This is a genomic window from Fictibacillus barbaricus (assembly GCF_014635025.1).
Taxonomy (GTDB): domain Bacteria; phylum Bacillota; class Bacilli; order Bacillales; family Fictibacillaceae; genus Fictibacillus; species Fictibacillus barbaricus.
Map to the genome: position 1 here is coordinate 204,707 of NZ_BMCE01000003.1, position 11,452 is coordinate 216,158.

Consider the following 11,452-nt stretch of genomic DNA (forward strand, 5'->3'; position numbering starts at 1 on the left):
CCCGGTTTTTATTTTGTTTCTTTTCCTAATACACGGTTAACACGCTTAGTCAGCATCTTCATTCCGTCTCCGCCAGCTTGATAGTGACGAAGCTTTCCTTCTGCATCAAAAACGTAGTAAGCCGGTACATATTCGTTTTCAAAAGCATCTGTCAAGGCGTGATCATTATCTACAAAAATGGGCTGTGTAATATCATGTTCTGCTGCTACCTCTTTAATTTGAGCGATATCCAGGTCTTTTTCTGAACGAGGCATGTGAACTGCGATCACGTTAAGCTCATCCTTGTAGTCATCACGAAATTGATTAATGTTTGGCATCGCTTCTTTACATAGTCCGCAGCTTACAGACCAAAAGTGAATAAGCGTCGGTTTATCACCAATAAGATCGCCTTTCGAAACCTCTCCATTAATCCACTCTGTAGCACCGCTAAGTTCAGGCATATCCGAACGTAGTCTCATCATTTTAAATCTACTCCTTATTTTGAAAAATAATGTAAGCATTCTAATTCTAGTTTAAAGAATGATCATATAAAGTCAAAATTCCTGCTTTCATAATATGGAGTAAAAAGAAAAAAATTATTTTATTACGCTGATTTGGATTTCAAGGCGGCTGATTGATTATTCTTCATAAACAGAATGGGCAGGCAAAGAATAAATAACATGCCACAGATCGCAAAGACAAAAGCGCCACCCTCAAACCAGCTGATAAAACTTCCACCGATCAATGGTCCTGCCATACTTCCAATACTAAAACTAATTCCGGCTAAGATGTTTCCCGCAGGGAGATGGTATTTCGGAAGCAGATCACTCATGTATGCAATACCCAATGAGAACATTGAACCAACAAACATTCCAGATAAAAAGAAAAGGCTTAACAGGATCCAAAAAGAATGCATGGTCCAATATGTGGCTAAAAATGAGAAAAATCCAGAAACGAAAGAGAACACAAGAACAGGTTTGCGCCCCCATTTATCACTCAATATTCCTAAGGGCAGCTGAAAAACAAGGCTTCCTAGCACAAATGCCGGCAGGAGGACGGCTACCCAATCAAGGCTTATACCGTTCCGAAGAGCAAATACAGGAAAAGAGCCATGTAAAGTAGCTTCTAAAAAGCCGTAGGCAAAAGGCGGCAATAAAGAGACCCATGCCAGTTTAAAAACATCCTTGTAACGGTCTATTGCTGTTATACCAGCAGCACGGGCTGATTCTGTCTCTGGTCTTTCGTTCCGGATCGTTGTCATAATGACAAAAGAAATGAAACAAAGACCAGCTGCTAGCCAGAACGGAAGGTTCATGTTAACTTCCACCAGTTTTGTCATGAGTGGTCCGATCCCAAAGCCTGCTCCAAAGGCTATTCCATAAAGAGAGATATTGCGTCCTCTCTTATTTTCAGGGCTGTTTGACGTAATCCATGTCTGCGTAGAAAAGTGCAGCATATGATCTCCAATGCCTATTAAGAGTCTTAACACAAACCAAAACCAAAAGACTTTCCAAATCGGAAACATAGCAAAACATAAGATTACGGCTAGAAGACCTGTTAAAATAAGCGGTTTATATCCAAATCTTCTAAGCGGCTTCTCGATAAAGGGAGAAGCAATGAGTATACCTATATAAAGTGCTGTTGCATGAAACCCGTTTAAAGAAGCGGACGTTCCATCTTGCTCAAAGATAACAGCTATCAAAGGAAGCAACATTCCTTGAGCGAAACCTGAGATAAAGACAATACTTACTAAAACTGAGAATTTATACGTAGAAAGCTGCATGAGCGTCTCCTTTTCCAAACAAACTAAAACCATTGTACAACGGAAACTGTAAAAAGTTGAGTATAAAGTTCAAGTTAAGGAGGCGTGATTTTGGAATTTAAGATGAATGAAAAAGGTTTTGAAACAACCGTAGATTATGGGACTCTTCACATCAGCGGCAACGAGGAATATGGCTTTAGACCTTTTCAATTACTCGTTTCTTCCATAGCAGTATGCAGCGGAGGAGTCTTGCGAAAAGTATTAGAGCGTATGCGAATGAGCTTTGATGACATCACGGTACAAGCAAAGGTAACAAGAGTGGAAGACGAACCGAATAGAATATCTGATATTCAGCTTCATTTTGTGATAAAGGGTAGTGAACTATCAGAAGACAAAATGGAAAAGGCATTAAAAGTCACAAGAAAAAATTGTTCGATGGTCCAGTCTGTTAAGGATAGTATTCACATTACAGAAAGCTTTGAAATTATAGTTTAATCATTGCCTTTGTTCGTCATGAGGATCGGGATTTTATTTTCCAACAAAAACCCAATGATTCAAGGAGTGTAAGGCGGATAAATTTTGCGCGATAGAAAAAAATAGGGGTAAAGGAGGATGTCATGAAAAAGAGAATTTTTATTTTCATTTTTGTTATGCTTTTCATATTTACTAACACGGCATTTGCAGCCGAAAAAACAAAGCAGAAACCAGAACAAAAACTGGCTGAAAAGACAGAAAAAACGGTTCAGAAAACAGACATTAAAGTCCCGAGTTCTGTTCTTAGCATATCAAAAGAGAACACATACCCGAACTCTGCACAAGATCTTCCATATTTGGAGCCAAGCAAGCTTGCCAAAGCTATGCTTAAAACATCTGATGTTCCAATTACCAATCCAGATTTGATTCGACTTTTAAACGAGTCGAGTATAAATGCTTCTAAAGTTGCTTTTTGGTACCGAGCAAAAATTTACTTAGGCCAGTGGCCGCTTTCGTATCAGTCTACAGAAACAACGGTTAACTGGGAACATCAGCAAATTAATACAAACCGATTAGATAACAGAGGAGCAAAATCAGTTGCTAAGTTATCTTATAATCAGACGGCCCATAAGAAAGTAACGGGCGGTCTTACAGCAGCAATTCCCAATAGTGAAGCTGTACAAAAAATGATGATCATATCTGCTGCAGAAAAGTCCAAGCTGCCTTTATCCTTTCAAACAGCTGTCGGTGCAGGAACAAAAAAACCGAACGTATATCACGTGTCTCCTAAACAAGTAGGATATTTACACAGTTATGTACCTGCTGTAAATGAAAGAGGGCGTGTAACATACGGAGAAGTCTATATCGTATTAAAAGGCGGAAAAAGAGAGATTGTTATCCAAAACGTAACGCAGCAAGGAATAGGAGCTTGGATTCCTGTACAAGACCACGTTTCATTTAGTTTTCATACAAGCAATATGTAAAAAGGACAGCATCTTAAGAAGCTGTCCTTTTTCTTTATTCGTGGTGTGAACAATGGTCTACCCACTGTTCACTCCAGTCTTGTATCGCATTGATGATTGTTTTTAAAGAATTTCCTTTATCCGTAAGTGAATACTCGATTCGCACAGGTGTCTCCGGGTAAACGTTGCGTTTTACGATCCCCACAGACTCTAATTCCTTCATGCGTTCAGTAAGCATACGATCACTCATCTCAGGAATCTGGGATTTGATATCTTTAAACCGCTTAGGGCCATCCATCAAAACGCGAATGATGAGTCCTGTCCACTTTTTACCAATTATATCCATGGCTACTTCGTATTTCGGACACATAGTGCTGTAATCCATAATCATTCACCTCTATGAAAACAATGCTAAAGCTACAGTTTATATTTGCCTTTTATTATACGTTTTAAACTTACTTTTGTAAAGTTTATAACTTTTTAATGCTTTAAAGCTTTGACTTATTATTTCTGAAATCTGTATCTCTGTAGTAAGAATGCTTCACAAGCACATTTGGTCCTAGACACTTTACTGCTGGACAATGGCAGCCAAGTTCTTTAGCAAGTTCCGAATCATTCCATCTTTCGTATGCATCAAGCAGACTTGTATCCTTAATGTTTCCAAGCGTTGGAGCGTCTCCGAAATCAGTCACGATAATATTGCCGTCAAAAATATTGATGTTTAATCTGGATCTTCCGTCTGGATCATTTCTAACCGTTACATTTTTTTCGGTTTGAAGTCGTTTAATCAATTTTAGATCTTCTGGATGATCGGAACATGCATAAAAAGGAAGGGTGCCAAAGAGCATCCACGTATTTTTGTCCCGGATATCTAGAAGACGGTGAATGCTTTCACGCATCTTATTCAGGCTGATCGTTTCAAGCGTGCTTGCAAAATCACTAGGATACATCGGGTGGATCTCGTGACGCTGGCAGCCCATCTCAAGAACGTGCTTATGTATGTCCTCTAAGTAGGGAACTGTCTTTTTATTGAGCATCGTCTCAGCGGACACCATGACACCAGCCTCCGTTAAAGCTTGAGCGTTCTCAACAAGGCGTGAAAAATAAGCTTCTCTTTGTTCTGCTGAAGGTTTCTTTTCCATCATCGCAAACCCTGTCTCAGAGAACTCCTCCAGCGTTCCCCAGTTATGGGAAATGTGGAGCACGTCTAAGTATGGAATAATTTTTTCATAACGAGCTAAATCTAATGTTAAATTTGAGTTAATCTGTGTTCGTGCGCCTCGTTCTTTTGCATATTTCAATAGGGGGACAACATAATTGTTAACCGATTTTAAAGAAAGCATCGGTTCGCCGCCTGTTATGCTGAAAGCACGCAATTGAGGAATCTCGTCTAGTCTTTTTATAACCATTTCCAACGGAAGAGGTTCAGGATCCTTAGTTTGAAGTGTATAGCCGACTGCACAGTGAGCACAGCGCATATTACAAAGTGTCGTAGTTGTAATCTCTATGTTGGAAAGCTGCAGTTTTTGGTGCTCGCTCATATCTAAATAAGCTTCCCACGGATCATTTTTGGGGGTTATCGCTTTTAAATCTGTGTTTAATACCATTAAATATTCTCCTTCATGACCAAAATGGACAATCTTATCTTAACTGAACACATCATAAAGAAAAAGGATAAACTTATGTTGGCAAATGCTTCTCACCTTGTTAAAGTAGAATGGATGGAAAGGAGAGATCAACATGGGTAACTCTATTCAGGATAAATCCTCTCAAAAAGAATATATTAAAAATCGTATTGATTTATTAGTTGATGTTTTAGATTCAATCGATGCTGAAACAGCTGGAATTGAAGAGATCGACAGAATTATTGGAATGCTAGATGACTTAGAAGAGAAGTGCAAACAATTCCGTCATGATTGGGAAGAAAAATAAGCTGAAATCCGTTTCTTTATTAAAGGAGCGGATTTTTTTGTTATAATAGAGACATCAAATTTGTTTACGCTTACAATAGCAAGTAATAAAGGGGTAGTGGAGAGATGGAAAAATTTCAAGAAAGCATGTATAAGCTGATAGTTGAAACATCAACCAAATTGCCAAAAGACGTTCGCCGTGCCATTCTTGCTGCGAAACTAAAAGAGAATGCTGGAACGCGTGCAGCGATGTCTTTAGATACGATTACAGATAATATTTTAAAAGCGGATGAAAATGTGTCTCCGATCTGCCAGGATACAGGACTTCCTACTTTTAAAATTAAAGTTCCAGTGGGAGCTAACCAAATTAAAATGAAAAAAGCCATTCGCCATGCGATTGCTGATGCAACAAAGGATACAAAGCTTCGTCCAAATTCTGTTGATTCGATCACAGGTGATAACAGCGGGGACAACCTAGGTGACGGAACGCCTGTTATTAAATTTGAAGAGTGGGAAGAGGATTATATTGATGCTCGTCTTATCTTAAAAGGCGGCGGTTGTGAGAATAAGAATATTCAATACAGTCTGCCATGCGAATTAGAAGGATTAGGTCGTGCAGGCCGTGACCTGGATGGAATTCGCAAGTGTATCATGCACTCTGTTTATCAAGCACAAGGTCAAGGATGCAGTGCTGGTTTCATCGGTGTAGGAATCGGTGGTGACCGCACTTCTGGATACGAACTTGCAAAAGAGATGCTGTTCCGTTCAGTTGATGATGATAACCCGAATGAGAACCTTCGTAAGCTTGAAGAATATGTGATGGAGAATGCCAACAAGCTTGGAATCGGTACAATGGGCTTTGGCGGTGAAACAACGCTGTTAGGCTGTAAAGTGGGCGTGATCAACCGCATTCCTGCTAGTTTCTTCGTTTCTGTAGCATACAACTGCTGGGCATACCGCCGTTTAGGAGTGAAGCTGAACGCAGAAACAGGCGAGATCCAAGAATGGCTGTACCAAGAGGGGGAAAATGCCGATTTTGGAAAAGCTGATAAGGAAGCAGCAGCAGCTCTTGAAGTTCAAGAAGAAAAAACACGTAAAATCGTGTTGGAAGCTCCAATAACAGAAGAACAGATCCGTGAACTAAAAGTAGGTGACGTTGTAACGATCAATGGTATGATGCATACAGGCCGTGACGCGATTCATAAGCATCTCATGGATAATCCCGCACCAATTGATCTGAATGGACAGATCATCTACCATTGTGGACCAGTTATGGCTAAAGACGCTGAAGGAAATTGGGTCGTTAAGGCTGCAGGACCAACAACAAGTATTCGTGAAGAACCTTATCAAGGCGATATCATGAAGAAGTTTGGAATCCGTGCTGTGATCGGTAAAGGCGGAATGGGGCCAAAAACGCTAGCGGCGCTTAAGGAACATGGCGGTGTTTATCTGAACGCTATCGGTGGTGCAGCACAATATTACGCGGAGTGTATGGAAAAAGTAGAAGGTGTCGATCTGATGGAATTCGGTATTCCAGAAGCGATGTGGCATATCCGCGTAAACGGATTTACAGCGGTAGTAACGATGGATTCACACGGAAACAGCCTTCACGAACACGTTGAAAAGTCATCTTTACAGAAGCTGGAGCAGTTTAAGGATCCAGTATTTAAATAAAGGGGAAGCCAAAACCACAGTTTGAATGTATGAACTGTGGTTTTTTTGTTGTGCAGGAGCCGGTAAGGTCCGGTATTTCTTATTAATTCCACGAGTTTTGGTAATAATTCCACGGATTTTCATGACAATTCCACGAATTTGTGGCATTTATCCACGAATTTGAATTATATATCAACGAGTCGACACAGTTCAAAATTGGAAGCTGCCTGTTTCAAACTAATCAGAAACAGGTTTCCTTTATATACCTAGCATGCTTTTCTGCAATTACAACAAAATAAAGGTATAGGTTGTCGCTTGAAGGAGGAAATCTTATGAGAATCAATCGGCTCCTGTGCCTGATATTGGTTTCTGTTCTTTTTTTTACACAAACACATGTTATTTATGCCCAGCGAGGAATATCTAACCAAAGACTTGAATGGTTTTTCGAGAAAAAAGGAAAAGAAACACCTCCTGTTACTGACAAAAGGTATATGGAGCTCATTCAAAAATACGATAGTCTTTTTATCGGAGATCCCGACCAGAAAGATATCTACTTAACCTTTGATAATGGGTATGAGAACGGTTATACCGATGATGTGTTAGATGTGCTGAAAAGAAAAAAAGTCCCTGCTGCCTTTTTTGTAACCGGACAATTTATGAAGACTCACCCTCACCTGATAAAACGTATGGCTGAAGAAGGGCATATTGTAGGGAATCATTCTTATCATCACCCAGATCTGACACAAGTATCTGATGCCCGGTTAAGGAATGAACTTGAAAAAGTAAAATTAAGATATACGGAACTAACCGGCAGAACGGATATGCATTATATAAGGCCGCCTAGAGGTGTGTTTAGCGAAAGAACGATCATGCTCGCAAAAGAAGAAGGCTATACACATGTGTTTTGGTCACTTGCTTTTCTAGACTGGGAAACCAATAAACAGCGTGGTTGGAAATATTCATACAACCAGATCATGAAACAGATTCACCCAGGAAGTATTATGCTGCTGCACACTGTTTCAAGAGATAATGCAGAGGCATTAGAAACGACGATAGAAGCACTTCAGAAGAGAGGCTATACATTTAAAAGCCTAGATGACTTGCAGCTGAAAAAGTCTGCACCTCCATTATTGTTTAAGTCTTGATTAGTACCTTTGTATTAGACAAAGGTACTTTTTTTATTTGCACCTTTCTTATTGGTAGAACTCGCAAGTTTCGTCTACAATAAGAAAAGCAACTTTTAGCTAAGAAATGAGTGAGGAATTTTGAAAAAAAACAGCAACGTTAATCCAATCATGAAAATAGGCCAGACGTTTCCGCTTTCTATCAAGCGGCTTGGAATCAATGGTGAAGGGATTGGATTCTATAAACGGCAAGTTGTCTTCGTTCCAGGTGCTATTCCTGGTGAAGATATTCTTGTCGAAATTACAAGAGTCTTTCCAAATCGAGCGGAAGGCAAGATTAAAAAAATTAAAAAAGCATCCAAGAACAGAGTAACTCCGCTTTGTCCGATTTATGAGACATGCGGTGGCTGTCAGGTTCAACATATGTCTTATTCAGCTCAGCTAAAAGAAAAACGTGATATTGTCATCCAAGCGTTTGAACGTTATACCAAAATCCCAAAAGACCAGCTGCAAGTAGGAAAAACGATAGGGATGGATGAACCTTGGGCATATCGAAACAAATCCCAGTTCCAAGTAGGGATTAATAAAGATACTGTGATTGCAGGGCTATACAGCAGCAATACTCATAAACTGATCAACATCGATCATTGTCTTGTTCAGCATGAAGATACAAATATAGTTACGAATAAGGTAAAACAGATCATTCGGGATTTGAACCTATCTGTTTATAACGAAAGAAAACATACTGGAAGCATTCGTACAATCGTAGTAAGAACCGCATTTCGTACTGAAGAAATTCAGCTTGCGATCGTAACGGCAACAGAGGATTTTCCGAAAAAGAAACTATTTATAGATGAGGTTAAAAAACGGCTTCCACAGGTAACTTCCTTCGTTCAAAACGTAAACGAAGAAAAAACGTCGCTGATCTTTGGGAATCAGACAGAAGAACTTTTTGGTAAAGTTACCATCACTGAACATTTAAGAGACCTAAGTTTTGAGTTGTCAGCACGAGCCTTTTTTCAATTAAATCCACAACAGACCGTCAAATTATACGACGAAGTAAAAAAACAAGCTAAGTTATCCGGAAAAGAAAAGGTAGTTGACGCATATTGCGGTTCAGGAACGATCGGCATGTGGCTCGCCAAGCATGCAAAGGAAGTCAGAGGGATGGACATTATTAAGGAATCCATTATAGATGCAAGAAAGAATGCTAAGAAACACGGTATAACAAATGCACACTACGAAACCGGAAAAGCAGAGATGCTGATGCCAAAATGGTTAAAAGAAGGCTGGCAACCGGATGTTATCGTTGTAGATCCTCCTAGAACAGGATGTGATCAAACATTTCTAGATACGGTAATTAAAATTAAGCCAAAGCGGATGGTCTATGTATCCTGTAATCCATCTACATTGGCGAAAGATGTCCACATGTTGATAAGTAAAGGATTTCAAGTGGAGCACGTTACGCCTGTGGATATGTTTCCGCAAACAGCTCAGGTAGAAGCTGTTTGTACCCTTGTATTAAAATAATTTTTAATGATGATGGGACCAGTTCTTATGCAAACAGAAAAAGAAAAGATGATAAGCGGGGAATTGTACCGTCCAGATGACGAGCAGCTTATTACCGAGCGAACAAAGGCTAGAAGGTTGACGAGGATCTATAACGCTACAACAGAAGAAGAATGGGAGAAGAGGAGCCAATAATTAATTAAAGAGTTATTTGGTTCAACAGGCAAAAACATTGGAATCGAACCTTATTTCAGATGTGATTATGGCTATAACATTCATGTTGGGGAGAATTTCTTTGCCAATTTTGACTGCACCATTTTAGATGTTTGCGAAGTACGGATTGGGGATAACTGCATGCTTGCACCGGGTGTTCATATCTATACAGCTACTCATCCACTAGATCCGTATGCACGGAATTCAGGATCGGAGTTTGGTAAACCTGTAGTTATAGGTGATAATGTTTGGCTTGGTGGTGGCTGCATCATTAATCCTGGCATAAAAATCGGCAACAATGTGGTAGTGGCCTCTGGGGCAGTTGTTACAAAAATGTCCTTGATCATGCTGTTGTTGGAGGTAATCCTGCTAAAATTATTAAAAAGCTTGAAATCAAATAATAATTAAAGCTTAAAAAATTCAGAAATATACACAATATCCACATGCTTGTCCACAGAAAATGTGCATAACTTATAGGTTTTGCACAAATTTGCACATAAAGATTTCATAAAGAACTTTTATTATGCACAATATCCACATAGTTGTGTATAACTTTATCCACATTGTTAAGTATTTGTGTGATTTTCTATATTAAAAAAAGACCTGCTATCCCAGCAGGTCTTTTTGCACTTAGCGACGACCTTTTTTCTGGCGTCGGTCAGCGGCTTGTGCACGTGCTTGTGCTTCGAGATCGTCTTGATCTGCCAATTCACTTGAGTACTCGACGTCAAGTCCGTTGGCTTGTGAAGCGTTAGCATTGTTGTGCGATGGGGACTTTCGGTTACGTTTTTCCACACAAATACCTCCTTAAAGATATCACAATGTTTAAAACGTAAATCAAAAGCGTTTGAGGAACTTTTCCTCGAACTTAGAATGTGCAGAATGAAGAATGTTCATACAGGAAGAATCAACCTATTTATGAATAATCTTCATTCGTCATTTCTTTTGTTTCAGCAACTGATTCTGCTGATTTTAATTCTTCCTTATACGTTACTTCTTGTGTTTTGGTTAAATCGTTATTCCGTTCTTTTGCCTCGCGTTTGCTGCTTTTCATTTTTAATGACCTCCTTATAAAAATAACACCACCTTCAAAAATGAAGGTGGTGTTAGTATGTGCAAGGAAAAGCAACAAGTTACCTGTATTAAGCTTCCTTTAATTGCTCCTCTGTAACTTCGATAGGCTGTGTACGAAGCTGATGCATCAAGTAGTTATCTTTTTCAATCTGATATAAATTGTAGATATCTTGACCTTGATTGAGCTGATCGTAAACATCTTTTCTTGTTTCATTCGCAAGGGTAACATAAGGAATTTTCTCTGCAGCTTTCTGTGAGCGGACATTAACTTTTCTAATTCTCATAAAGATCGTATGAATGTCCTTCTCATAAAATAACTCTGAAAAGAATGCTTCTTTGGCTATAGAATTATAACCTTTTCCAAAGTAAGGCTGACCAATCCATGTTCCGAGAAAGCCGTAACCATCTTGAACATCGAAAAGATTAATGGTGCCGATCGGATTATGCCATTCATCCAGAATCGTTCTGGAAATGATTTTTCCTTGGTCTTCTTCCTCGATCGTCTGTTTCGTCAGGAACAAAAATTCCTCAAATGAAGCTGCTTTTTGACGCACAAAAGGGAAGACGTCTGGGTGCACCATTAAATTGTAAAGAACATGACTCTCTGATAAATCACGCTTTTTCAACAATTTAATCCCTCCTAGAGGGCAGAATTATCCCCCACCCTCGAATTAAGAATAAAAATTAATTCGGGGTGGGAATCGAACCCACTAGGACCAGCCATAGCTGGTGGCGCACCAATTGCCTTCCCTTGCTCAAATATTTAATTTATGAAAATAATTTTTGTTTTTA

Annotated in this window: 13 protein-coding genes and 1 pseudogene; 7 read left to right on the plus strand and 7 right to left on the minus strand. The window is 39.3% G+C overall.

Translation table 11 applies throughout. The annotated features are described in order from the left end of the window. Positions 1-8: 8 nt before the first annotated feature. Positions 9-458 carry a redoxin domain-containing protein gene (locus IEV52_RS19225; protein ID WP_188404251.1) on the minus strand — a complete coding sequence of 150 codons (450 nt, stop codon included), beginning with the start codon at positions 456-458 and terminating at the stop codon, positions 9-11. Positions 459-583: 125 nt separating this feature from the next. Then, positions 584-1,762, minus strand: a complete 1,179-nt coding sequence (locus IEV52_RS19230) for an MFS transporter (protein ID WP_188404191.1) — start codon at positions 1,760-1,762, stop codon at positions 584-586. A 90-nt stretch (positions 1,763-1,852) separates the two neighbouring features. Here IEV52_RS19230 and IEV52_RS19235 point away from each other — a divergent pair, with 90 nt between their 5' ends. Both IEV52_RS19235 and IEV52_RS19240 read left to right on the plus strand, forming a co-directional pair. Continuing rightward, positions 1,853-2,236: an OsmC family protein gene (locus IEV52_RS19235; RefSeq protein ID WP_188404192.1), complete on the plus strand. Its 384-nt coding sequence runs from the start codon at positions 1,853-1,855 to the stop codon at positions 2,234-2,236. 122 nt (positions 2,237-2,358) lie between these two features. Then, positions 2,359-3,198 (plus strand): YfkD famly protein, encoded by an 840-nt coding sequence (locus IEV52_RS19240; protein WP_188404193.1) that lies wholly within the window; start codon positions 2,359-2,361, stop codon positions 3,196-3,198. 34 nt (positions 3,199-3,232) lie between these two features. Here IEV52_RS19240 and IEV52_RS19245 read toward each other — a convergent pair whose 3' ends face one another. After that, complete coding sequence (locus IEV52_RS19245) at positions 3,233-3,562, minus strand: winged helix-turn-helix transcriptional regulator (protein WP_188404194.1); 330 nt, start codon at positions 3,560-3,562, stop codon at positions 3,233-3,235. Positions 3,563-3,665: 103 nt separating this feature from the next. Then, the gene (yfkAB, locus tag IEV52_RS19250) at positions 3,666-4,784 is read right to left on the minus strand and encodes a radical SAM/CxCxxxxC motif protein YfkAB (protein WP_188404195.1); all 1,119 of its coding nucleotides are present in this window, start codon (positions 4,782-4,784) and stop codon (positions 3,666-3,668) included. A 133-nt stretch (positions 4,785-4,917) separates the two neighbouring features. Between yfkAB and IEV52_RS19255 the strand changes: the two genes are divergently transcribed. The 5 genes and pseudogenes from IEV52_RS19255 (at position 4,918) to IEV52_RS19275 (ending at position 9,987) form a co-directional block, all read left to right on the plus strand. Further along, positions 4,918-5,109 carry an SE1561 family protein gene (locus tag IEV52_RS19255; protein ID WP_066243343.1) on the plus strand — a complete coding sequence of 64 codons (192 nt, stop codon included), beginning with the start codon at positions 4,918-4,920 and terminating at the stop codon, positions 5,107-5,109. Positions 5,110-5,213: 104 nt separating this feature from the next. Then, a complete protein-coding gene (locus IEV52_RS19260) occupies positions 5,214-6,761 on the plus strand; it encodes a fumarate hydratase (RefSeq protein ID WP_188404196.1) in 1,548 nt (515 codons plus the stop codon). 311 nt (positions 6,762-7,072) lie between these two features. Further along, positions 7,073-7,885, plus strand: coding sequence for a delta-lactam-biosynthetic de-N-acetylase (gene pdaA / locus IEV52_RS19265; RefSeq protein WP_188404197.1), 813 nt, complete (start codon positions 7,073-7,075; stop codon positions 7,883-7,885). A 120-nt stretch (positions 7,886-8,005) separates the two neighbouring features. Continuing rightward, complete coding sequence (gene rlmD / locus IEV52_RS19270; RefSeq protein ID WP_373869445.1) at positions 8,006-9,394, plus strand: 23S rRNA (uracil(1939)-C(5))-methyltransferase RlmD; 1,389 nt, start codon at positions 8,006-8,008, stop codon at positions 9,392-9,394. A 27-nt stretch (positions 9,395-9,421) separates the two neighbouring features. Then, positions 9,422-9,987, plus strand: a pseudogene (locus IEV52_RS19275) (maltose acetyltransferase domain-containing protein). A gap of 229 nt (positions 9,988-10,216) precedes the next feature. Here the strand turns inward: IEV52_RS19275 and IEV52_RS19280 are convergent. The 3 genes from IEV52_RS19280 to IEV52_RS19290 all read right to left on the minus strand — a co-directional run bounded on the left by IEV52_RS19280 (position 10,217) and on the right by IEV52_RS19290 (position 11,289). Then, on the minus strand, positions 10,217-10,381 hold the full coding sequence (locus tag IEV52_RS19280) for a YfhD family protein (RefSeq protein WP_188404198.1): 165 nt from the start codon (positions 10,379-10,381) through the stop codon (positions 10,217-10,219). 121 nt (positions 10,382-10,502) lie between these two features. After that, entirely contained in the window at positions 10,503-10,640 is a 138-nt protein-coding gene (locus tag IEV52_RS19285) for a hypothetical protein (protein ID WP_156774208.1), read from the minus strand. An 88-nt stretch (positions 10,641-10,728) separates the two neighbouring features. Next, complete coding sequence (locus IEV52_RS19290; RefSeq protein ID WP_188404199.1) at positions 10,729-11,289, minus strand: GNAT family N-acetyltransferase; 561 nt, start codon at positions 11,287-11,289, stop codon at positions 10,729-10,731. Positions 11,290-11,452: the final 163 nt, after the last annotated feature.